This is a genomic window from Singulisphaera acidiphila DSM 18658 (assembly GCF_000242455.2).
GTDB lineage: Bacteria > Planctomycetota > Planctomycetia > Isosphaerales > Isosphaeraceae > Singulisphaera > Singulisphaera acidiphila.
In genome coordinates, this window is record NC_019893.1 from 1 (window position 1) to 24,519 (window position 24,519).

Genomic DNA, 24,519 nt, shown 5'->3' on the forward strand with positions numbered 1-24,519 from the left:
CCGCTGTAATATCCGAGCGCAACCCTGGACCAGGGCGTTTACGAGCCGAGCACGATGCCGGGTCGAAGAAGGGAATGCCGTTAATCTAGCAAACATGCAGCCGACTGTGCCGTTAGTCAAATCGAGGCGACTAACGCGTTAAAATTACAAATCGCATCATCGCGAACCTGTTCTGATCACTTCCGGATTGCACCGAAGGACGACACACCTTTTGATAGCGTGCATGAATGCTATCAATCGAAAATCGAGTTCGTCAACACAAGTTTTTCTTGTGTGTTCCAGATTGTGGCATTAAAAGGACAAGGGGCGTGAACAATTCCGCGTACTGGGCGCACGACTACCGGACTCGTTATTTCCATAACGAGGCGTTCTTCACAAAAGAATCGTCGTGAGTCCGCTACCGCTCGAACCCATACCGGCTCGCACCACAACAGTGTGGAGACGACCGGACCCGTCCGAGTACGAAGAATCTAGGGGTTGCACCAAGCAGAACAAATGAGGATAGTCATGAGACCATCCTCGTGTCTAGTGGTGCCTTCCTGATCGGTATTGCGTTTTTTGCTCACCCCTCGATATCGAGCGGATCGTGATCCGAACCCATGGTTGGACCTGCTGAGTTGTCCCCTGTTTCACCACGGGTGGACTCTTCGACTGTATCAACACATGCCTTTTGGCAGCGAACTACGTCCACTTCATTCACGCTTAATTTTTCATGCTGGAAGACCGCTACATCGCGATGACCGAAACAGCCATTCCAATCCCGATCGGTGGGCTCATTGCAACCCCGAAGGGATTGGCAAAGCCAAGCGTGACCTCCCTGCCAAACGGTTCGACGTAGGCGGGTTGGCTACAACACAATGAGGCAGCCCTAAGTGCAATCTATTGGTCAACCGCTTTCGAACGAAAGCTCAGCATTGGGAAGGACCGTCACTTCCAGCATCATGATGTCTCAACCAGGCATCTGATCCTGGAGAGGGAATGCGAAATACCGGGCGTCTAATTAAGAGACGCACCCATTTGTTTCGCTTATTTTATCCATACCAAAACAACATAAATCAATAAAATCGCAATAAAACACTAAAATAAATCCAAAAATCATTCACTTAAAAGTGGCATAAAATTCAACATGAATCGACCGCGATAATGTGTCAGCCAACACCGCAGATTTGGGCCATGGTATCAAGGTGCCACGCCTTGGGAGATCAATGAAAGGAGGCAGGGCCCCTGCCCCAGTATCTCCATTCTCAAACTCGCCTTCGTATCCCAACGCTCTCCTGTTACGCCTTCCGGTCCGCTCTTAATGCACCATCCCCGGGTAAATGTCGGGCGGTGTATACTTCCTGCCGCGATCCTGGCCAGAATCCAGCCTGCCCGTTACATCAACAAATTCAAATGGTTCATCGTAAGTCGAAAACTGGTTGCGATTTTCCAAGATCGGCAGTTTGCCTCCAAAGTTGTTATTGAAGGCGACCCGGAATGAGTTGACCGGAGTGATCCGCGGGGTAAGCCCCTCGTAATTGCGGTTGGGGAAGTAGTAGCAGTTCAGAATACTCATCCGCTCGCGAAGATCGGTCCGCTCCAGGTCGTTCAGGTGATGCCGCAGTCCCGAGCCATGATCGGACTGAAGGATGATGATCGGCGGCTCGGGCGACTTGGCAAGGATTTGGTCGATCGCCTGCTCGACCCGCTTGGTCAAATAGATCGCCTGCTTGCGATAGCCTTCGCGATAGGCCAAGGAGTTCGCGAGATTCCTGGATCGCCGGCCACCGGCGTCGATATCGTTACCCGCTCTCGGACTAACGTCCTCACCATTCTCACCGAAGACGAACGGATGATGAGGGCTGAGAATGTGGGCGAAGGTAAACGTCGGCTCTTTGTCGTGGGCCACCTCGGAGAGGTTGTCCAGAGTAAAAAGGGTTCTTTCGCGGATCGAGGTGTAGAAATCCCAAGAGTCGATCTTGAGCGGCAAGTAGCGCAACGGCGTCATGCGCACCACCAGCATCTGGAAGTTGTCGGCCGGATGGCGAGGACCGAGGAAGCGATCCGCCTGGGGGCACTCAGTAACGTCATAGCCCGATGCAAACGCCACGAACTGATAACCAAGGGGCCGCAACGATTTGACAACGAGGTTGTCGCGAATCAAGACGGCCAGGGGATCCCGGTCGCGCGTCGAGGGAGCAATCAGCGTCTTGAGATAGTCGCAATTCAGGGTCGAACAGAGCGACAAGGGCGTCTGACAGTAGTTGGCTCGGCTCTCACGTGCGACGAAAAATCCTTTCTGCTCGAGTCGGTCGAGGAACGGCGCGTTGTTAAATCCAAAGAGATCCTTCATCACATCCGACCGCGCGTAGGCATCAAGGATGATGTAATAGATATCAGGTAACCGACCTGGCTTCGCAGTGAGCGGAATCCCCCCCTCCGCTCGAATGATCGGCTTAGCCGGCTCACGGATCCGAGCCATGGCCGCGTTGCTGGCCGGCAGAAGGACGAGGATCAGGGCGAACACGTTCAAGTAGTTCGACCAGAGGACGGGATTTTTCAATCGCCTGAAGATCAAGTCCAGCGCGGGGACCGCTCCGACCAGCAAGATCACCAGCAAGAACCAGGGATGCTCCCAATATCCCGTATGGACCCAAAATTGGCTCAGCTTTTCCAAAATGGTGTCGAGGACAACCAGACATTGGTTGAACGCAAAGAAGAGAGCGATGAGTAACGAGGTCGCCAGCGCGGCCCGCTGGCCGTTCCGAGACAGCCACCGCAGGGCAAGCCAGAGGACGAGTGTCACGATCAATGCCAAGCTGATTGGCATCACTAGCGAGTGTGGCGACGTCTCATAGACGTTGTGCGCATAAAGGGAGAGGATCGGGAAGACCCCGATCAGAAAGGGGTGGAGGATCCATTGCCGCCGTGCCGAGCCCCCCTGCCCCGCATCAGGTAGATCACCCGTCCGCTGTCCGGAATCGGATTCGCAGCCTCGATGTCGAAGTATTGTTGAAAACATCGCTCAAATTCATCGGGGTGATAATCCGCAAAGATATCTTCACGGTTGGCGAGGAGCCGAGCGACCTGCGGGTCGTCTTTCGGCACAAACTCGATGATCAAAGATTGCCCGAGCTGATGCAAAAACTCGGCGATGCCGAGCAGTGGGATGTTATTAGCAATCGCTAGGTGGTGGACCAAGGCTAAGGCCAGAACCAGATCGACCGGACCTCGGCTCAAGAGCGAAGCCCGTTCAACGTTCTGCCAGCCAGTGCCAGGACTCGGATTGAGTAGATCAAGCAGCAACGGCAAAATCCGCGTTTCTCCCTGCTGGACGACTTCACGATAGTTCAGTTCGACACAGCCCGGGTCCACGTCAAACGAGACCGTCGTAATCCCCCGCACAGCAGCGATCCGGCTGAACCGGCCCGTGTTTGCTCCCAAGTCCCAGGCGGTTGCCGGCCTAATCCGGTCGAGGTATTCCGCAACGACCTCTTCCTTCCGGATCAAGGCCGAGTCGGTGTAACTATTCTCCCGGTAGTAGCCAGCCCATTGGGTCTTCCCCGGCTCCCAATGCAATCGGCGGATCGCCGATTCGAGGTGATCGACCAGCCCCAACAAGGCCTCGCGTCCGAACCGGCGATTGGCCGACCGAACCGACCCTGTCGCGCCCGCATGGGCCGCTTGCATTTTCGCATGCAGATGAATGTGGATCGCCAACGACGGCCGAAGTTTCGATCGCATCGGCAGCAGACGACTGGCCAGGTCGAGTGGGATCCCGTCGATGTTTGTGCGGAAAAGCTGGTTGAGCCGAACGTCGGTCAGGCTCATGAGCGCCAATGGGGCGAGAAAGTGCTGGCAGAACTGGCGGTAGGCAACCCAGGGGTTCCCCTCGCGATAGGCTTCAAACGAGAGGGTATCGATGAAGACCACTCGCCCGTTCCGGAATTGGACGTTGTAGGCGGTGCAGTCCTTCAACGTCATTCCGTATTCGAGCGCTCGCTTCTGGATCGCAAGGGTCAGAAGCGCTGCATCCTTGAGCTGGCTGAAGCTCCATTCATAGGGATAAGAAATGAATGGGACCAACTCGGGGCGAAGAACCTTATAGCTGAGTCCAGGGTCGGCCAGAGCCAGGTCGACCTCTTGGTGCGCGATGAGCCAGCCATCGTCCACAAGGCGACCGTAAAGCCCCGACCCAACCAGGTGTTCGTAGTCATCCCGATAGGATTCGTTGACCTGGCGATAGAGAACGCCGGCCTGCTTGAACACAAATCCGTTAGGGTCGCGAAACGAAGCCGTCAATCGCGCCCCTTGGACCTCATGCATGTCTTTTGAAGATGCGGCCGACGGACGTTCGAACCGTGACCAGCGACGACTTGAAGAAAAAGAGGCTGCTGAACATTCCAGCAATCAGCACCTGGAGTAACAAACTTCCACTGCCAGGGTCGAGATAAGCCAGAACTAACGGAAGCTCATTGGCGACCGGAAGGAACCACGTCATAAGGGCGTCCCTCTCATCAACGGGGCCGGTGATAAGGCCGGTTGGCCATAGGCAACAGTGGGAAACGCGTTGCCGAGGGGGATGTCAAGATCAGGGGTCGCATGAGACGTACCATCCCCCAATCCAACGACACAAGCAAGCGTGAGTCTCAATACCTTAACCAAGCGTCATTTCACCCCGCAACGGCCCCGATTATTTTAGTTTTTATAACCTCGGGCTCCGTTCACCATGGGTGTAAGGCCGGATGACGGCCCGAACTGACCTCGATAACACCGACAAGAGACGCCTTTTTTCACAAGGCGCTCTACACCAGAATTACGCTTAAATCAAACAAAGATTTCATCTTACAGCGACCCCGCAATTTTGAACCCGACAGCGAATTTTATTTCCTCCTGCATCCAATTCTCGGTCCTTGAACACACACAAAAAAACGGCCGGTTGGGAGGTTAATAATCCTTCAAATAGTCCTTCTTTTTTCTCCCTGAACTCACTGGGGCCAGAGAACAGGACCGCGTTCGCTACCTTGAGAAGCCTAGTCGAGTTCTCATTCGACGAAGAAAATGAGACGATCTCCTATCGAGGAGAGATGCCTTTGAACCAGCAAACGGCATCAGCCCTGGAACAGCGGATCCCCTGTCCCCCTCCTGAATTCAATTCCTTTGGGACTGCAAGCGACCTGCTCTTGAATGAAATTGCGGGTGGGTCGCCCAATGGCACTTACTTTCTCGATTTCAGACCGCGTTTGCGTGGTCGCAGTGGGAATTTTCTGCGGCGGGCGATCACCTCACGCGGGTAGTGTCGGCCAGGGCGATTCGCGAGCTTACACTGGCCAGACATCCTCAGAACCAAGTCGATCCGCTCTTGGATCTTCGCGGGGTCCGTGGTATCCAGCGACTCCAAGAGCAAGACCTTCACTAACGACCATACCCGGTTGAAGCTCAATCGCCGCGGCGCGATCTCGACCCGAGCCGCAGCCATCCGGCGAATCAGATTCGCCATGTTATAGGCCACTGTCGCCGAGGCCAGTTCCTTCGCGACCATCTCCGTGGATCGGCCACGCATCTCTTCCAAGCGAAGCGTCCGCTTCAAATCACGCAGATCGGTTTCGATATTTTGCCGCTGGCCATAGATTGCGGCGAGCTCGCACCCCTCGTCAGGGAGCCGACTCACAAGCCACAGCGTCAGCTTCTCGGAAATCCGAACCTCGTGCAACCACACCCGCAACGTTGCATCGGCCGGCCATTGTGGGTTCGACTTGCGTTCCCAGCGGTTGGGCTGCCAAGTGAGTTCCCACTGGTCCTTGCCCTGGGCTTTCCCTTGGCGCACCATCGACCGAAATCGCTTCTCAGTCAACCGCAACACGAAGTCGTGGCCCGCCTGGTTGGCCAACCAGGCAAACGCGAAGACGCCAAAATTCCGGTCGGCGATCAACACGGAGCCAACCGGAAGTCGCGGCATCAAACCGGCCGACAATGGGACTTCGCCAATCGCGGCCGGGCCATACATTGCCCCCACTTCCGGACGCACGGTCACACCGCTGGATAACTCGTGGGCCGCTACCAAGTGGAGGATCGGCCAGTGCGATTCTCCGTGTTGATTGCGGGCCGGCGGATACGTTTTGCGCAAGGCGTCAGTGGGTGCCAAAGAGAGCGTGGAACCGTCCACAAGAAACGCGTTACGCCCTTTCACCGATGGCGGAGACTTGGCGATTAAGGCTGCAGAAACCTCGTCAGCCGCCCGTTGAGCCATCTCCACGGGCAGCCGATCTCGCGCTCGCGAAAACCCACCCGTGTTGGCCGAGAACGATTTCTCACGGGCCCGCTTGTTATCCGGGAGCACATCCGCACTTAATCGAGCCAACTCTCCCACAGCGGTGGCCATCGTTGCATTGCAGGTCAACCGTTGATAGATCATCAGCCAGACAACGACCCAAGGCGTGAACACGGTCGAGAGCGTGGGCGGTTTCTGAGCATGCAGGACATCCGGTGGGACCAAGCGATGGAACATCCGAACCGCCTCACCCAAATCGACGACAGCGGGTGATTCCTGGTCATGGTTCATGCGAGGTACTCCCAAAAAATAGGAGTTCATGGCGCAAAAATCGTGCCAGAGGTGCCCCTTATTGCAGGATTGGCGAAAGTAAGTGCCATTGGGTGGGTCGCCCGCTGCCCCAGGAACGAGGTATTGGTTTCAGCCAGGGAGGCGTATCAAAGCCCTGCTTGCCGCTCGAATCCGACCGACCGCTTTTAGGCGGATTACGTTCGGATCGTGTACGACGTATCATCGAGACCGAGCCACCTCTCCTGAGTACGCATCAAACGTCGCCTGCATTTCCTCCAACGGGGCGGAATCGAAGTCGGTCTATCGGATACCCCACGTTGTGATAGAAAAACGCCCCAGTGTCTGGCGCCTGGTCCCCTGCCCCACCTCTCGTTCACTGACAGGTGTCGATTACGCCGCGTAACGCACCGAGCGATTGCGGTCGGACGGCCCCCGTGTTACGCGGCGTAACACGGCGACCAGCTAACTCCGACCGACCTCTGTTACGCGGCGTAACACGCGGACCATCCACCGCCGGACCGGGCTCATGTTACGCCGCGTAACACGCCGATAGATGGATCGCTGTTACGCCGCGTAACGCTCGATTTCTTGGTGACTGGAGCAGGGCGATCGGGGGTTCTCGAAAAGAGGCCAGCCAACGCTCACAGGTTCCGAGTATGGAACCGATGGCACTCGCGGTCATCCGGTTCGCGGCATCAAGCGTCGCTCCGGCAACCTGGCTCTAGTCTCCTTTTTTGGGGGTCCTGACCCGTGCGAACGATCGCGTTTCTGAATAAGAAGGGAGGGGTCGGGAAGACCTCGACCTGCCACCACCTCGCAGGAACGCTCGCCCGACGGGGCCTGCGAATCCTCCTGGTGGACGCCGACCCTCAGGCCTCGCTGACTCAGGGCCTGCTCGGGCCGGAGGTCGCCCGGCAGTTGAAGCCTCGCGAGACAATCGCAGGCCTGTTCGACGACGCCTGCGACGCCGACATGAAGGACCTGGTCCGACCGGCCAGCGTTCCCGGCGTATCGCTCCTGGCGGGATCGAGTCGGATGGACAAGTTCAACGCTCTGGAACCATGGACCACGGGCGACTCTCAATACATTCTCCGCGATTCCCTGCGGGAAGTCTCCGGTGACTTCGACCTCACCCTGATCGACTGTCCGCCGCACATTTACCTGTGTGCCTGGGCGGCTATGGTGGCGGCGCAAGGGATCGTGGTACCGCTCCAGGCTGAAGACTACGGAGCGCAAGGGGTCGCCGCGATCCAAGGGTCGATCGACCATGTCCGCGCCGGGGCAAACCCACGGCTGACCGTGCTCGGCTTCTTGCTGACGATGTTCCAGAAGTCGCTCGCGGTCCACGCTGGCTACGCTGCCGATCTCCGCGCGATCTATGGCGACGCCGTCTTCGAGACGGTCGTACCGCATGCCAAGGACTTCAAGGAATCGGTCATGCTCCGCAAGCCAGTCGTCGCCTACAAGCCCCGCTCGGCGGCGGCCAAGGCCATCGACGCACTGGCTGATGAGCTTCTGGCAAGACTCGACGCCCGCGTCGCCGACGAGCCGAGGAGGGTAGCCTGATGGCCAAGCCGAACCAGACCGACGAGGCGCGAATCAATCGGCTGGCGTCAATGACCCGCCTGCCTGCCGAAACCGAGTCCATGACGGCCGACCCCGAAGCGCGGTCGTTCGAAGGCCGCTCCAGGCTGAAAACAGCGGCCGAAATCCGACTCGACCGGATTGTGGCCGACCCCAACCAACCCCGCGTCGAGTTCGACCCGGAATCGCTCAGCCGGCTCGCCTCCAGCCTCAAGCAGCGCGGACAGCTCCAGCCGATCCGGGTCCGCTGGGATGAAGCGCTGGATCGTTACGTCGTCGTCGTCGGCGAACGGCGATGGCGAGCCGCCAGGCTCGCCGGCCTGACGGCGATCGCCTGCGTCGTCGCATCCGGCAACGCAGCGCCAGAGGAAATCCTGGAGGACCAGCTCATCGAGAACTGCTTGCGCGAGGATCTCCGACCGATTGAGCAGGCCAAGGCATTCCGGACGCTCCTGTCCCGCTTGGGGATTTCCCAGCGGCAACTCGCCGAGCGGCTCCAGGTCAGCCCTCCGACCATCACGAGAGCCCTGGCGCTTTTGGAACTGCCTGATTCGATCCAGACGTCGGTCGATGCCGGCGAAATTGCGCCGCACACCGCGTACGAAATCTCGAAGATCGACGATACCGCGACGCAGGTCGAAGTCGCCGCCCAGGCGGCCCAGGGCCGACTCCGCCGCGACGATATGCGCGAGATGGTGACCAGGACGCCGAGGCAGAGCAGGGGGACCACCCCCAAGCCCTGGGTCCACAACATCGACGGCAGAGTCCGAGTGACCCTTGCTCCATTGGCTGACGACGTGGGACATGAGGAACTAGTTGAGGCGCTTCGGTCAGCCCTCGCGACTCTCCGTAAGAAGAGTCGCGGTCAAGCCGCTTGAGACCAAATCAGGCGTCAGGTCCACCATCGGGGAATAAGGTCCCCTGCGCCGCCTTGGTCGTACCGAGCCGCTTCTCCAGCGCCACGAGGCAGAGCGGCTCGAGCATCTTCTTCCAGCGACCGAGGCCAGGGTTCTCATCCTTGACCTCGGCCAAAATGGTCTCGCGTTCCGCGTCGTGAAGCCGATCCCAGGCGGCCCGGAGCTCCGTCTCCCGAGCCTGATCGCGTTCCGAATCGTCGCGAGCACGGCGACGAGCCTGACGCCCACTCTCCTCGGCCGCCTGTTCCACCTCGGTTGCCGCGGCCTTCGCCTCTGTCGTTGCGGCAGTAGGGAAGTCGCCCGGGGCCTGGTAATCCGCTCGGATCGACGCAACAAGGTAGCCGGCTGGGTTCTTGCCAACCCGCTTGTCACCGTTGCGCAAGAGCCAGTCGAAGACGTCGACCTTGGTCTGAATCCTCCCACTGGGATGCGCCTCGACCAAGTCGGCGGCAATCTTCGCCGACACCCCGCGTGCCTTGAGCACCTCGATCAACTCCGACGTCTCCTCCATGGGCGACTCGTCCGCCTGTCCCGCCTTGCCGCGAATCAGAATGATCCGCCAGCACCCGCGCTTGACATAGGAGTACCGCTCCTCAAGGCTCAACGGTTCGAGGAAACCAAGCTGCTCGAGCTCCTCCAAGGCCGGCTTGAGCCGGCGCTTCAATTCGGTGGGCGCATATGAACGGCTCATACCTATATGTTCGCATGCCATTGTGCGCAAATCAAAGTCGAGGCGTGACCGACGGTAGAACCGCTTGTCGAGAAAGCGGAACATCCGTTTGGTCGTCGGCAGTCGGAGTCGCAGGTAAAACTCGAGGTCGAGCTGTTTGAGGTTGCCGCTCTGGAAGCTCTGGAATATGACCTCGTTCCAGCGGAAGCTCGACAAGGGCAGGGGGGCCTTTTCGGCCTTCAACGGCTTGCCCGATCGAGGCGCCGGCCGGCGACGCTCACGATCGTAGAGGGTGACGTTGTCCAGGACGTGGAAGTTCTCATCGACCCAGCTCTTGGCGTTGTTGTCCCACCAGGCATTCTCATACATCAAGACCACGCCGACCCAGCGATGGAGTGCCTCTTCGATCCGCCGATAGCTCTGCCCGCTTTGCGGCCAGCCAAGCAGCTCGATCAGCTCGTAGCGTGAGAAGCCGACCTTGGCCTCGGTGAAATTGTTGCGCCGTTTCGTCAACTGGATCAGGCCGACCAAGACCTCGTCGTCCAACGAAGTCGGCAGGCCGTGCTTGTGGGTCCCCATGATCGTCAGCCGCCGGACGATCGGCGCGCTGTCGCGACACTCCAGCTTGTCCTCGAAGACCAGGGTGGTCTGCCCATCAGGAATCCGGTCCGTCAGCGCGGCAATGGGAAATTCGGCGAGGTTCAGCTCGTCCTTCCAGCCGGCATCAAACGCTGAGGTGCGCTCGGCAACAGGCTCGATTCTTGCCGTTTCCTCAATCGACTGATCCCAATCGTCCATCGCTGCTCCCCAGGGCTCAGGATGTTAACCAATGGTGTGAGCGGTTCTTCTGGATTCGAGAACGATCGAAAGAAAAAACAGCATCAAAACAGCGTCGAGCTGTTGTTGTTCTTTTCTTCTCAACAAGAGTCTAATACAAATTCTAGGCGCCGCAAGTGTTTTGTAAACCAGAACTTATGGACCCTAACTATGTCCCGTTAATCGCTAGTGGTATGTCCGGGCAATCGTGGGTGCAGAGGCGAAGTATGTCCGGGCAATCGTGGAAAGTATGTCTCATTAATCGCTAAAGGACGGTCGATTCATGTCCGGTCAATCGGTATGGACAAAAAGCAACTATGGGCAGGATATCTGTAGTGTCTATTTGTATCCAGGTGCACGGTTAAGCGAGTATGTCCAGTTAATCGGCATGTACACAAAAACATGCTTAAGCACCGAGACTCAGGCCAGAGAATCAGCAGTCTCGGTTTAATCGGTAACCGTAGAAGGGTTCAGGGGATATCGTGTTGTCGAAAGGCAGGGAGAAAGCATGTCCCGTTCATCGTTGTGGACGGAATTCAATCATTGCTTGTGAGGAGGCCTACTGGCGAAGTATGTCCGGTTCATCGGCAGGGGAGGGGCGTTGAAGTCGGCTCAGGGAAGAGCCGGCGAAGTATGTCCGGGCTATCGGTACTCTAGCCCGACGTTCCGACTCCCCCGCTTAGCTGTGGCGAAGGTAAGTATGTCCGGGCTATCGGTACTGAGCCGATTCGAGCAATTAACCGAAACTGTGAAATTTACCCAGGCTACTGACAATAAACGCTATCAAGAACAAAAAAAATCTCAGAGAAATTGCGGACGGCACGATCTGTGGACACTTTTTGGGCTCATCCAAGGAGAGGGCAGTCCACATTTTAAGGTGGCAAGGACTGGCCGGGTAAGCTCGTCTGGGAGGGACGACGAACCCAAGGAGGGGCCTTTCGCTAATAGGGGATCTGGCGGGTCTTGATTCTCGAGGACCTTGCGCCAGCGGGTCCTTCGATCTTGGGCTAGATGATGTGGGCGACGAGCGACTCTGGTTTCGAAAATGGACGGGTGTTCCGGTTGCCGGGGGGCCTTGGTGCGGATCGTGAAGCCAGGCACGTGCCGGCTTGGCCTGGCGGGTAGGTCTTGAATCACTTTTGGGACGATCCGTGTCCTTTGAAACCACGCGTGCGTCGTGAGGGCGGAAGCGATGCTCCTTTCTCGCCGAGCGGCAACGCGTCGCCACAGCCAGGCAAGAGCGCCGCAGCCTTGGGATCAGTTGGGCCCGCCGTTTCGCGTGGTCTCACCGTAGGCCACGGACAATGTCTGCGACGTAGTTGACAACCTCGAGCGGAGCTTGTGAGATTGGAGATGACGAGGACCTATCGTGATGGGTCATCTATGCTCGCCAGCGTCCGTCGAGCGATATCAATCAACCGCAGCATTCCAGAATCGTGGACGACAAGGCTGTCTGACCGTCTTCGATCCCCCCTCGGAAGACGGCTAGAACGATTCTTCTGAGAATTATTTCCAATTCCATCTTGCTCCGTCCACTTCAATGGCGGAGCGCCCGTTCTCCAATTCCATCACCGCTCGAACAATGCGCAGTCCGCAATCCACATGGGGGCATGATGTGGTGGGAGATCGCCAGCACGTCATCTTACAATGTCCACGCATGCACTCTTCGCCAGAGGAGCGTGAAGCCTCAAAAGGCCGGGGGTTTCTCAGCCAGTTCCTCAAGGCAGAGCGGCGTATCTTCGCCTACATTCTCGCGCTTTCGCCTCGAAGATCTGATGCGGAGGATCTTTTTCAAGAGGCAAGCATGGTCATGTGGGAGAAATTTGATGAAGTCAATCCTCCCGAGGACTTCGTGGCTTGGGGATGCCGTATCGCTTACTTCAAAATTTGCGACTATCGCAAGGTTCAGGTGCGGCAACGAGTGACTTTCAGCGATGCGATGCTGGCACGAATGGCGGAGACATTGGCGACGGAGGCGGTGACGAGGCATCTCGACGAACGCCGTGAGGCGTTGGAGTGCTGCCTTGGCAAGTTGAGCTGCCGTGACAAGGATTTTCTCGTACAACGGCTCGAGGAAGGAGCCACCGCTCAGACGACCGCTGAGCGGACCGGCCGATCCGTCGCCGCGGTTTACAAGGCGATGGCGAAAATCCGCAGATCTCTATGCGACTGTGTGTCGCGAACCTTGGCGATGAAGGGTCGGGCATGATGCGAGAACCCGATCGGGATACCGAGTTGCGAACGCTGCTCGAGGCGCTCTGCGAGGAGTCGATTACGCCCGAGCAGATGGCGCGGCTGGAAGCGATGATGATGGCCGATCCGGGGGCGGAAATCCTCTACCTTGAGTTTATGCAGATCCAATCGGATTTGCTTCGGGAGTTTGGCGGCGCTCGTTCCGGGGCGGATCTGAGCGGCCCTGATCCAGGACAGTCCGGAGTCGAGGATGTGCTCCAGCCCGCCTCGTCCAGCTTGCGACTGGGGGGCAGGCTTGCTCCCGGAAAACTCTTGCTCCTCGTCGCTGCGGCCGTGATCGGGTTGGCTTCGCCGATTGCGTTTCATGCGTTTCATGCCGCTCGTGCACGGCGGGCGGGGCCAACGGGACTTGGCACGATCAGCGACTCGAAGCCGTCTTATCCCAAGGTCGATGTCACGCGAGGCATTGCGCTGGTCGTCAAGCTCGAGGGTTTGCAGTGGGAGTCGACGGATCATGCGCATCCGTCGGAAGGGGACATTCTCGCGGGCGGTCGGCTCCGCTTTCGCTCGGGACGTCTCTTTTTAAGCATGTTTACCGGAGTTTCCCTCGTGGTCGAAGGGCCGGCGGACGTGGAACTCCTCTCCTTCGACAAGGTTCACGTTCGCTCGGGCCGGCTGCGCGCCCGGGTCCCGGAGGGGGCCGAAGGCTTCGTCGTTTCCGGGCCTGGTTCGGCGGTCGTAGACTTGGGGACGGAGTTCGGACTAAACATCGGTTCCGACGGCAAGATGCAGGGCAAGGTCTTTAAGGGGAGGGTTGAGGCTGCGCTGTTGAACGAGGTGGGGACCTACCGCCGCAGCCGCATGATGGACCCGAAGAGCCATGGCTTCAACATCGATCCCCAGGCCGAAGTGATCGACTCGGGAATTCAGGGCGACGACTTCATTTCGCTTTCGAGGCAAGCGACATCCCCCTTGGTCCTGGACCGCCGCTATCGCGACGCGGTCATCCAGGCGAGGCCTTGGGGTTACTGGCGATTTGACTCGCTAACGGACGGACTGATCCCGAATGAAATCCCAGGCCACCCCTCATTGCGAGCCGAGGGGCCGATCCACCTGTCAAGTCCGGGGACGGGTAACCGGAGCGCGGTGTTCGAGCCGGGATCGACGGGCCAGTATCTGACAGTCAACGGACTCTGGGAACCGCCGCGACACCCGGGCTATTCAGTCGAACTCTGGTTCTTGTCCCAGGGAATTTCCCACGCCGCGCTGGTCAGCTTGCTCGAGGATTCGCCGACCGTGCAGGTGAACCATTCCTCGGAGCTCCACTTCAAGTTCCTCCTCGAACTGACGTCCCGAGTCCGAGGAAAGTTGCATCAGCCGGCCTCCTTGCGGCTCTTACACCGTTTTCCGACAAGTTATAACGGTGGCGATAATTTGTATTCGAAATCGAATTATATGCCTTTGCAATGGCATCATCTGGTGGGCCAGTTGAATGAAGACCGTATGGAGCTCTTCCTGGATGGCGAACGCACTTCGCCATTGCATGTTGACCCGGTCTATTCCAATCGGGCCAGTCAGATCATCCTCGGACGACTGACCACGCTTCCCAAGCATAACGAAGATACGAGCCGGCCGTTTGTAGGCTGGATGGACGAGGTTGCCATCTACAACCGCCCGCTCACGATCGAGGAAATCCGCGGTCATTATCGTCTTCATCCAGCCTCTCGAAGCCGCCCCGGGGGGTGAGCCGGCATCGTTGGCGGAGCAGGTGCCTGCAACGAAGAGGGATTGATTCACGCGATTCAATTCGAATCGAGTTTGTTCTGACGGTCCAGCCGTGAGGTCGATCTCCGTTGAGCAAGATATGAATCAGCGTTTGTTAACCTTGCTCACAGGTTGGCTTGGGCCGTTTTGCCGTGTCGTGCGACTTTCCTGATTTTTTTTTTAGGAATGCGAGGTCCTTCCCATGAGGCGTCAAGGTTTCACTCTGATTGAATTGTTGGTTGTCATTGCGATTATCGCCGTTTTGATCGCCCTCTTGCTTCCGGCCGTGCAAGCGGCCCGCGAGGCCGCCCGCCGCTCCCAGTGCGTCAACAACCTGAAGCAGATGGGTCTAGCGATCCAGAATTACCACGACACCAACGGCTGCCTGCCGCCCACCGACAATGCGACGATCTACAACAGCGTAACGGCCAATGCGAACGACTTCGGGATGAAGGTTCGCATCCTTCATTACATGGAGCAGGTGTCTCTCTACAATGCCTTCAATCAGTCGATTGCCTACAACCTCGCTCAGAACGGCACTGTCTCCGCAACCAACGTCGCCACATTTCTCTGCCCCTCCGACGGGACGACCGTGAACCGGGGTATGTCGCAATACGTTGGCCACAACTTCGGCGATTGCAACTATGGGAATAACATCGGGACGAGCTTGTCGTTCAATGGCGGCCAGATCGATGGGCCCGCGTATGTGATCGGTCAGTATCCTAGTGGCGGAATTAACTACGGTTCCTCCAATGGCGGTGTTGTCACGATCGCGTCAATTCTCGACGGGACATCGAACACGGCCATGCACAGCGAGTGGGTGAAGGGAAAGGGGACGGCCGGCGACGGCCTCTGGCAGGTCTATTCGATCGGCACCAACCTTAGCACCACGACGCCCGCCATCCCGGGCGGGGCGGTGGGTTGGCAGGCGGTTTTGAGCAGCATCGGCGCGACTTGCCAGACGAGCACCACCCAGAACTGGAATACCAAAGGTTATTCTTGGAGTGACGGAGGATGTGGCATCGGCGGTTGCTACAGCCACCTCCAGCCGCCGAATAAGAAAGCATGCGTTTACGGCAATCAAAAGGAAGGCTACTCCGCCACGGTCATCTGGTCCGTTGGAACGATGATCGGCGCAAGTTCCTACCACTCGGGTGGGGTCAACGTCGGGATGCTCGACGGCTCGGTCCGGTTTGTTAAAGATAGCGTCAGCCTGGCGACTTGGGGAGCGATCGCCACCAAAGCGGGCGGAGAGGTCATCAGCGCCGACAGCCTCTAACCTCAACTCGAAGCACTCGGCCCGGGATCCCCCCGTCGGGCCGAGGTTTGCGCCGACTTGTTGAATGGTTGACTCGATCGGGAATGGGCGATCTCGGAGGCAAGCCCGAGAGCAGGGGCCGTAGCCGTAAGTCGGATCTTGTCTTCCTCGGTGACACGACCGAACTTCACCTTGATTTCATCATGATGGGCTTCTTCAAGTTCACGAGCCCCGCTGACGAGCCAGAGTCGGTAGGATGCCCGCCAGTGAGTTGAAGATAGACGTGCCCGTCACTGACTTCCGAGTGGGCCAGGCAACGCCGTGTCGATTCCCCCGGCGATTTCCACTAGGCTGATGGAATCGGCGCCGCGCGATCAAGCTGGATTCTCGCCAATTAACGAGCGAGGAGCGAAGGTGTTTGTGAATGCGTAAGGGCCCGGGCCGCCTTGCCACACTTTGGCAGGGCCGCTAGCATGACCTCCGATCGTCTTGCCCAGCCATTCACAATGCCGGAGCGCTTCCATCATGAAGGACCAGGAAATGTTTCCCAAGGGCATCATCCTGGCGGGGGGAACGGGGACCCGGCTTTATCCGATCACCCGTGCGATCAGCAAGCAGTTATTGCCGATCTACGACAAGCCGATGATCTATTATCCGCTCTCAACCTTGATGCTGGCGGGAATTCGCGACATCCTGTTGATTTCGACGCCCGAGGATATCGGCAACTTCGAGCGTGTACTTGGGGATGGCCATCAGATTGGGCTGTCGATTCGCTACGCCGTGCAACCGCAACCGGGCGGGCTTGCCCAGGCCTTTCTGATTGGCCGCGAGTTTATTGGCTCGTCGTCAGTGGGCCTGATCCTGGGGGACAACATCTTCTACGGCCAAGGCTTTCAGGTGATGTTGGCCAGGGCCCGCACCGCCCAGACGGGCGCGACCGTATTTGCCTATCAGGTCAGGGATCCCGAACGCTATGGCGTGGTCGAGTTCGATGCCCAGGGCAACGCCGTTTCGATCGAAGAGAAGCCTGCGCGGCCGCGGTCTCAGTTTGCGGTAACCGGTCTTTACTTCTACGACAATCAGGTCGTTGATATCGCCGCGAACCTGAAGCCGTCATCGCGCGGCGAGCTCGAGATCACCGACGTCAACCGTGAGTACCTCTCCCGCGGCCAGCTTCGTGTCGAACGGTTCAGCCGAGGGTTCGCCTGGCTCGACACCGGCACGATTGATTCCTTGAACCAGGCAGCCAACTATGTCGAGACGATTGAATCACGCCAAGGGCTCAAAATCGCCTGTATCGAAGAAGTGGCCTACCGGATGGGATACATTTCGAGCACTCAGGTTGAGAATCTCGCGAGCAAACTCCCCAACGACTACGGACGTTACTTGAGGGATCTTTTGCGAGAGCCGGGTCAACCAGCGCTTTGATTACAGAGCGAGGGGCAGGGCGGGTTCGATGTCTGAATTTGGGGTCTCTGAAAATTGTTGAATGAGGGTTGAATCTGTAGTCCCCGCGAATTGTTGAATGCTGTATCATGGGGATCCGGATCGAAACACAGCCAGGGCCCGTTTCGACCGGTACATGAGGATGGCATTCATGCCGAGCCACGATCGACTCCCGCACGATCACCCACACGCATTCGCCGGGCTCAATCCCCTGGAGCGGGAAGGGCTGATGGTGGTCGGCCGCCGGAACATGCTCAAGGCAGGATTGATGGGGATGGCGGGGCTCACTGTGCCCAGGCTGCTTCGCAGCCGCGCCCTGGCCTCTGAGGCCGGTCGGCCAATCGGTGGCCGCAAGAGCGTGATCTTGCTCTGGATGACGGGCGGCCCGAGCCAGATCGACACCTGGGATCCCAAGCCCGATCGCCCGCTGGAGAACCGAGGGCCGTTCGGGACGATTCCGACCCGGCTGCCCGGCGTGCGGATCTGCGAGCATCTGCCCAGGCAGGCGGCCATGCTTGATCAATTCACGATCATTCGCTCGGTCGATGCGCGGTTCAGCAACCACGAGCCGAACAAGGTCTTCCAGACGGCTAACCGTGATGCCGAGCCACGCATCAACCCGGCGGCCGAGATGTATCCAGCTATTGGTTCGATCGTGGCGAAACACCACGGCCCCAACCATCCTGGGATGCCCCCCTACGTCGCGTTCATGAAGTCGCGGTCCCACCTCGCGTTTGCCGGTTACCTTGGCAAGCAGTACGACCCGTTCATCGCCGATAACGCGACGAAACTACCGATCTACGACAACGTTGGGGTCGACACGGGAAGGAAGACCGATGCCGGATTCTTCCAACTTCCCCGTGGCCTGACTTTTGAACGACTGCAAGATCGCCGGGCCCTGCTCGGGGAGCTCGATCGGATGCGGAGCGAGATCGACCGCTCCGGATCAATGGAAGGTATGGACAAGTTTGGGCAACAGGCCGTGGACCTGCTCCTTGGTCGGCAGGCGCGCGATGCGTTCGACCTGTCGAAGGAACCGGCTGCGATCCGCGAACGATACGGACCGCACCTTTGGTGTCAGCAAGCACTGCTGGCCCGTCGCCTGGTTGAGTCGGGTGTCAGCTTCGTCACTCTCGACCTCAGCCACCACACGGCTTCAGGCACCTGGGACAACCACGGTGACAACATTCCCCCTTACGGCGGGATCAGCAAGGGGCTAGGACCGTTGCTCCCCCTCTTCGATCGCCTGATCACGACCCTGGTCAGCGACCTGGGCGAGCGTGGGCTGCTCGATGACGTTCTGGTAATCGCCATGGGCGAGTTCGGCCGCACGCCCATGATGGGGACACAAGGAAGCACCGACGGCCGGAATCACTGGAACCCTGTCATGTCAATGTCGTTGGCAGGCGGTGGCCTTCGACATGGGCAAGTCATCGGATCAAGTGAGAGCGATGGCGGCCATATCAAGGATCGGCCGGTCACGTCCGCTGACCTGGCTGCGACGATCTACCAGCACATGGGTGTTCCTCTCGACACCACCTATCTCGATACGGTTGGCCGTCCGCGGGCCATCGTCGAAGACGGCAGTCCGATCAGCGAGCTGTTTTGAAGGGGCTTGCGCATGCTGTCACGTTGTGCTGAGGATAAATGCAGAAGCCCGTACGCCTGAAATTGTGGCTGCCTGTTCAGTCTCAGCTTTGAGATCAGACGCGATTCGTATTCGAAAAGCGAATTTCTCAATGATTCTACTGCCAAGGCAGTATGTGGGTAGGATAATAGAACATAAGCCTCATTATCGGACGTTTCCCCGAGCTTGTCGAAGGGGATGTACTTGTTTGAAGCTTCGTTTGGAACGGATCAAATCACGATCCGTTCAACCTCGCCGACTGTGATCGCGTCGTTTGTGCGGTCGTAGAGTTTGGTCGTCCTTGGCGACTCGTGCCCGGCGATCTGCTGGGCCTTTTCTACCGTGCCGCCATTTTGCAAGAAGACGGTGATCCCGGTGGCTCGAAATGTGTGGCAACCGGTGGTGGCAGGTAGTCCCGCTACTTTCACGCGTCGTTTGATCATCTGGAAGACGTCGGTTCGATGCGGCTGGGTGGTGCCGATGGTGCGATGGCGAGTGATCGAACGAAACAGAGGGGTGTGGGTTTGGTCGCCAATTTCGGCGGCTGTCAGGTAGGCGTCAAGATACGCTTCGGCCTTGCTGTGGACCGGAACCTCGAGCACCTTTCCCCCCTTCTCGTGGAACCGGAACCACCGGCGTTTACCGTTCTGAAAATAATCGCCGACGTTCATGCCGACTACGGCCGAAACGCGGGCGAAGCTGTAAACCATGACGGCGATCAAGGCACGGTCACGAAGGCCGGAGATGGAGCGGATGTCGAGGGAGTCCAGCAACTGCCGGGCCTGATCGGCTTCGAGTACGGGCGTCTTTCCGCGTTTTGTGACGTGTTTGGGGCCACGAACCGATGACGCGGGGTTCATCGGTAAGACCTGGCCGACCACCAGCCAATCAAACAGCATCCGGATCGCTGCGAGGGCTTGCTTCTTGGAGGGGGCGCTTCCGGGATGCTGTTCGATGTAGGCGGCCACGAGTATTGGTTCGACCTCATGCAGAGCGATCGCTCGCTCCGCACACCAGCCGAAGAAATGGCTGACTGCTCGGGCATAGGCTTGACGCGTATTCGGGTTACGGATGTTGGCGGTGAAGAACTCGACGAAACGGCGGGCGGCTTGTTCGCCGGCCTGGCGAATGGGGGAGGGAACCATCCCCAGCAAGAGCGCCGTGTGCGATTGACGGTTGACACAATCCGTGGTCGATTGCTTCGGAGTTGATGCGTCCATGCGGTCCATCATAAAAGGCGTTATGCTAGAGCGCAAGGGAAAATGTGAAATTTGATATACTAATTATGGAGTAAATCGGCACCACCTTTTTAGGGCTACTCAGGTCTTCCATTCGCAGCAGTGCATTGAAGTTTTCGCCCTACGGAAGCCGTACCTGTTTGCGAAGTCCACGATCGGCATATCCGCCCGCCGCATTCATTCGGCCGTTTGATAAACCGTCGATCCGGCACTTCAATCGGAGCTCTCCGAGGCTGAGTTCCGTGCCTCAAGACGAGCTTTCGCCCGGAGGGCCGATTCGTGGAGTTTCTGCTCTAGAAGCTTTTTCGGTGGGAGGTCCGTCAGGTAGGCGGCGACCCGGATGCCGCTCTTGTCGAGCTGCAGGAGCTCGACGTGCTCGTCCGACTTGCCGGCGCAGAGGATCAGGCCCAGCGGCGGTTCCTCTCCAGGCTCCATCTCGTATCGTTCCAGCCACCGGAGGTAGAGCTCCATCTGCCCCTTGTCCGCGGCCTGGAAGACGCCCATTTTGAGCTCGACGGCCACCATCCGACGGAGCTTCCGATGGTAGAAGAGCAGGTCGAGGTAGTAATCCTGGTCGTCGACCGTGATTCGCTTTTGGCGAGCCACGAACGCGAAGCCGGCCCCGAGCTCCAGGATGAAAGACTCGAGTTCCCGGAGGATGGCCGCCTCCAGGTCCCGCTCGCCGTAGATATCTTTGAGCCCGAGAAAGTCGAGGAGATACGGGTCGCGAAAGACCAGGTCGGGCGAGACGCGGTCCTCGTCCCGGAGGGCGGCGAGCTCTTGCCGGGCCAACTGATCGGGTTTTCGCGAGAGCGCGGTTCTCTCGAAGAGCATGCCCCCGATTTTCTTCTCGAGCGTCCGTGTGCTCCACCGCTCGATACGGCACATCTCGGCGTAAAATTCGCGTTTGAGCGCGTCATCGATGTAGATGAGCGAGCGAAAGTGAGTCCAGCCCAATTGTCTACTCAGTGCGGAGACAATCTCGCGGTCGGGGAACCGCTCGACGAAACGGATCATGTGGCGCAGATTCTTCTCCGAGAAGCCACGCCCATAATCGGCGGACAGACCCTCAGCGACCGTTTCGATAATCCGTTCGCCGTACCCAGCTCGCTTTGTGCCGAGGATGTCGATCCGGAGGCGGTGGCCGATTTGCCAATTGAGAAGGACTTGGGCCGAGTTGACGGCCTGGGCGACGCCGGTTCGCGTCGCCAAGATGAGGGCCCGGAGATCCGTCAGGAGCTTACGGGGCGCCGGTGTGGTTGTTGCCTTGGCCGGAGGGCGGCCCTTGTTCGTATGTTTCTTCGCCATGCCGGAAGCTTATCGCATACTTGCAACCCGCTCAAAAGAGGCGGCTCGCGTTCTGGTCCTGAAGCGAGAGGGAGACTCGAATTGCGTACCTGAACGCAGCTAACCGCATATTCCGTCGTATTCCGCCAGAACTGAGACTGCTCTAAAAACAGAGTGACATTGGCGACCGTCTCGATACCATAGGGCCAAAGTAAGACGCTCTTTCGATCACCCCAGACCAGGGCTCATTCGCAATGAATCGTTCCCGATCTCTCCTCTTCGTCCTGACGGCCACGGCGCTCTCGTCGTACGCAACCCAGTCGTTTGCCCACGATGGCCCGGGGGCGCATACCCACGAAGCGCCAATGGCCAAGGCCAGCCGCGAGATGGCGGAGGCGGCCAATAACCTTTGGGCGGATCTCACACCCGAGCAGAAGCTCAAGGCCGGGTTTGAGTTTACCGACCCGCTTCGCTATGACTGGCACTTCATTCCGAGGCCACGCAAAGGGCTCCCGATCAAGGAAATGACGGGCGACCAGCGAGCCTTGGCCTACGGCTTGCTCTCCAGCGGTTTGAGCCAGCGAGGCACCATCAAGGCCGGGACGATCATGAGCCTGGAGCAGATCCTCGCCTCGATCGAAAAGGGGTCAGGGCCGGTTCGCGATCCGGAACTCTACTTCTTCAACATCTTCGGCAAGCCGGGTTCGACCGACCCCAAGCAACCTTGGGGATGGCGAGTCGAAGGGCACCACTTGGCCCTCAATTTCACGATCGTGGGTGACCAAGGGGTCGTCGGTGGACCGACCTTCATGGGGACCAATCCCGCCGAGGTCAAAGACGGGCCTCGTAAGGGACTTCGCGTGCTTGGCGAAGAGGAAGACTTGGGCCGTAAGCTCGTGAAGTCGCTGAACGACGAACAGCGCAAGAAAGGAATCGTCGAGGACGTGGCCCCCAAGGACATCCTCTCGCTGGCCCTTCGGAAAGCCAAGCCGCTCGAGCCCGCCGGCATCCTTGTCACGGAACTCAATGCCGAGCAGAAAGAACTGCTGAACTCGATCGTGGTCCTCTATGCCGAGCGACTCCGCCCCGAACTGGCCGCGAATGACCTGGGCAAGATCTTGAAGGCGGGCGTTGATAAGATCGGCTTCGCCTGGGCGGGTGGTCTGGAACTTGGTCAGCCCCACTACTACCGTATCCAAGGGCCGACCTTTCTGATCGAATACGACAACACTCAGAACAACGCCAACCACGTTCACAGCGTCTGGCGCGATTTCGAGAGCGATTTTGGTGACGACTTGCTCAAGCGACACTACGAGTCGGCGTCATCCGACCACGGTCACACAAAGTAACAGGTTAAGACGCATAGACTTGTCGACAATAATGGGGATCGTGGGTTAAGCATTGTGGCTTAACCCTCAATCCCCATTGTGTATCGCGGGTATCGCTTGTTTCTTGGTCTGAAGCGTCCGCGAGCGAATTCGATGGACGTAGCCACGTTCAACGCGCCGAGGCTGATTCAGGTTGGTAGTCACCAGGTGACCAGGTGAAAGAAGAGCAAGGTTATGTGGATTGCGAGCGGCGGGAATGGATCAGTGTTCGCAAACAGAACGGGCCGATGAACTTGAGTCGCGGAGAAAGCTTTCGAGATCATCCAAAAGATGGGGAGCTGACACTCTCCGCTCGCCTCAAAAATTCAGCGATCATTTTTCAGATCATGATCTCTTTGACCACGTTTCCGTAGACATCGGTTAGCCGGAAATCGCGGCCGCCGTAGTTGAACGTCAGTTGTTTGTGATCGAGGCCGAGCAGATGCAGGATCGTCGCGTGCCAATCGTGGACGTGAACAGGATCTACAACCGCCTCGTAGCCGTATTCGTCGGTCTCACCGTACGCCAGGCCCCCTTTGACGCCGCCGCCTGCCATCCAGAGGGTGTAACCCTTGTTGTTGTGGTCACGGCCAAACGTGCTCTGACCGTAGGGGGTACGGCCGAACTCGCCGGCCCAGATCACGAGCGTCTCTTCCAACAGCCCACGTTGCTTCAGGTCGGTCAGCAGAGCGGCAATCGGTTGGTCTGTGGCAACCGCACTCTTCGGAAGCGCATCTTGGATGAGGAAGTGGTGATCCCAGGCGACCGGAGCCGTGATCTCGACGAACCGGACGCCAGCTTCGGACAGGCGACGGGCCATGATGCACTGACGTGCGAATCGATCGGTGGGTAGGCCCGAGCCAACGCCATAGAGCTTGCGGATCGACTCGGGTTCGGATCGCATGTCGAGCAATTCAGGGACTTCATCCTGCATCCGGAACGCGAGTTCGAAGGATTCAATCGCTCCTTCGATCTCCGGGTGATGCACGTCGCGCTCGAGCTTCCGCTGATTCAGATTTCGGATCAGGTCGATCTGCGCACGTTGCAGGTCGTGCGGGAGGTTCTTGTTTGCGATGTTCTTCATCGGCGGGCCCGGCTCTTCGTCCTTGCCGAAGAGCGCGGCGTAGAACCCGGGGATCTGGTTCCCCCCCATCTTGGTTCCCTGGCAGGTTGCGGGCAGGAAAGCGCTGCCGTAGTTTCGCACGCCTCCGTTGTCGGTCGGAGGATTCAACGTGACGAAGCCGGGCAAATTGGTATTCTCGCTGCCCAGGCCGTACAACGACCAGGCGCCGACCGACGGTCGCACAAACTGGAAACTGCCGGTGTGCATCTGCGTGAAGGCTTGCGAATGATTCGGTAGGTCGGTGTGCATGCTACGGATCAAACAGAGGTTGTCGGCCTGCTTCGCCAACTGTGGGAAGACCTCCGAAATCCAGAGACCCGACTCGCCGTGCTGAGCGAACTTGAATGGGGAGCCAAGGAGCTTCGCTTTGCCGCGGTCGCGACCGATACTTGTGGTTTCACCCGACTGCTGGTTCAGCTTGGGTTTATAATCGAATGTATCGACATGCGACGGACCACCGTTCATGCATAGGAAGATGACCCGTTTGGCCCGCGCGGGAAAGTGGGGAGCCTTGGCGTTCAAGGTCGATCCACGAGATCGCCGGGCGGCATCCTGGGCCGCTGCATCGTGGGCCAAGCCGGCGAACGCCAGGTACCCGAACCCCGATGCGGAGGTTTGCAGCATCTGGCGACGCGAGATGAGTGACGCCGGCCGATCGCCAGGATGTTTTGTGGCCATGTGCACTGAG

15 protein-coding genes are annotated in these 24,519 nt (G+C 58.5%); 8 read left to right on the forward strand and 7 right to left on the reverse strand.

The annotated features are described in order from the left end of the window. Positions 1–1,297: 1,297 nt before the first annotated feature. The 3 genes from SINAC_RS37130 to SINAC_RS37145 all read right to left on the reverse strand — a co-directional run bounded on the left by SINAC_RS37130 (position 1,298) and on the right by SINAC_RS37145 (position 6,541). Entirely contained in the window at positions 1,298–2,797 is a 1,500-nt protein-coding gene (locus SINAC_RS37130) for an LTA synthase family protein (RefSeq protein ID WP_237722414.1), read from the reverse strand. Between the two features lie 80 nt (positions 2,798–2,877). Then, a complete protein-coding gene (locus SINAC_RS37135; RefSeq protein ID WP_237722415.1) occupies positions 2,878–4,281 on the reverse strand; it encodes an SAM-dependent methyltransferase in 1,404 nt (467 codons plus the stop codon). Between the two features lie 916 nt (positions 4,282–5,197). Further along, positions 5,198–6,541, reverse strand: a complete 1,344-nt coding sequence (locus SINAC_RS37145) for an IS4 family transposase (protein WP_015243913.1) — start codon at positions 6,539–6,541, stop codon at positions 5,198–5,200. Positions 6,542–7,291: 750 nt separating this feature from the next. Here SINAC_RS37145 and SINAC_RS37150 point away from each other — a divergent pair. After that, complete coding sequence (locus tag SINAC_RS37150) at positions 7,292–8,107, forward strand: ParA family protein (RefSeq protein ID WP_015250668.1); 816 nt, start codon at positions 7,292–7,294, stop codon at positions 8,105–8,107. After that, a complete protein-coding gene (locus tag SINAC_RS37155) occupies positions 8,107–9,003 on the forward strand; it encodes a ParB/RepB/Spo0J family partition protein (RefSeq protein WP_015250669.1) in 897 nt (298 codons plus the stop codon). Before SINAC_RS37150 ends, SINAC_RS37155 begins: the two co-directional genes overlap by 1 nt. 7 nt (positions 9,004–9,010) lie before the next feature. On the opposite strand, the gene SINAC_RS37160 is transcribed toward SINAC_RS37155, so the two are convergent. After that, a complete protein-coding gene (locus SINAC_RS37160; RefSeq protein WP_015250670.1) occupies positions 9,011–10,510 on the reverse strand; it encodes a replication initiator protein A in 1,500 nt (499 codons plus the stop codon). A gap of 1,558 nt (positions 10,511–12,068) precedes the next feature. On the opposite strand from SINAC_RS37160, the gene SINAC_RS37165 reads away from it, so the two are divergent. From SINAC_RS37165 to SINAC_RS37185, 5 genes are all read left to right on the forward strand, one after another. Next, a complete protein-coding gene (locus SINAC_RS37165) occupies positions 12,069–12,737 on the forward strand; it encodes a sigma-70 family RNA polymerase sigma factor (protein ID WP_237722411.1) in 669 nt (222 codons plus the stop codon). Further along, positions 12,734–14,467, forward strand: coding sequence for a LamG-like jellyroll fold domain-containing protein (locus SINAC_RS37170; protein ID WP_015250673.1), 1,734 nt, complete (start codon positions 12,734–12,736; stop codon positions 14,465–14,467). Before SINAC_RS37165 ends, SINAC_RS37170 begins: the two co-directional genes overlap by 4 nt. Positions 14,468–14,687: 220 nt before the next feature. Continuing rightward, the gene (locus SINAC_RS37175) at positions 14,688–15,764 is read left to right on the forward strand and encodes a DUF1559 domain-containing protein (RefSeq protein WP_015250674.1); all 1,077 of its coding nucleotides are present in this window, start codon (positions 14,688–14,690) and stop codon (positions 15,762–15,764) included. 504 nt (positions 15,765–16,268) lie between these two features. Continuing rightward, positions 16,269–17,171 carry a glucose-1-phosphate thymidylyltransferase RfbA gene (gene rfbA / locus SINAC_RS37180; protein WP_020465442.1) on the forward strand — a complete coding sequence of 301 codons (903 nt, stop codon included), beginning with the start codon at positions 16,269–16,271 and terminating at the stop codon, positions 17,169–17,171. A gap of 169 nt (positions 17,172–17,340) precedes the next feature. Then, positions 17,341–18,798 (forward strand): DUF1501 domain-containing protein, encoded by a 1,458-nt coding sequence (locus tag SINAC_RS37185; RefSeq protein WP_015250676.1) that lies wholly within the window; start codon positions 17,341–17,343, stop codon positions 18,796–18,798. 248 nt (positions 18,799–19,046) lie between these two features. On the opposite strand, the gene SINAC_RS37190 is transcribed toward SINAC_RS37185, so the two are convergent. Together SINAC_RS37190 and SINAC_RS37195 are read right to left on the reverse strand one after the other, a co-directional pair. Continuing rightward, positions 19,047–20,036, reverse strand: a complete 990-nt coding sequence (locus SINAC_RS37190) for a tyrosine-type recombinase/integrase (protein ID WP_020465443.1) — start codon at positions 20,034–20,036, stop codon at positions 19,047–19,049. A 231-nt stretch (positions 20,037–20,267) separates the two neighbouring features. Beyond that, positions 20,268–21,362, reverse strand: a complete 1,095-nt coding sequence (locus tag SINAC_RS37195) for a PDDEXK nuclease domain-containing protein (RefSeq protein WP_015250678.1) — start codon at positions 21,360–21,362, stop codon at positions 20,268–20,270. Positions 21,363–21,595: 233 nt separating this feature from the next. Between SINAC_RS37195 and SINAC_RS37200 the strand changes: the two genes are divergently transcribed. Then, on the forward strand, positions 21,596–22,690 hold the full coding sequence (locus SINAC_RS37200; RefSeq protein ID WP_015250679.1) for a DUF3500 domain-containing protein: 1,095 nt from the start codon (positions 21,596–21,598) through the stop codon (positions 22,688–22,690). A 358-nt stretch (positions 22,691–23,048) separates the two neighbouring features. Here the strand turns inward: SINAC_RS37200 and SINAC_RS37205 are convergent, their stop codons facing one another. After that, positions 23,049–24,509 carry a DUF1501 domain-containing protein gene (locus tag SINAC_RS37205; RefSeq protein ID WP_015250680.1) on the reverse strand — a complete coding sequence of 487 codons (1,461 nt, stop codon included), beginning with the start codon at positions 24,507–24,509 and terminating at the stop codon, positions 23,049–23,051. Positions 24,510–24,519: the final 10 nt, after the last annotated feature.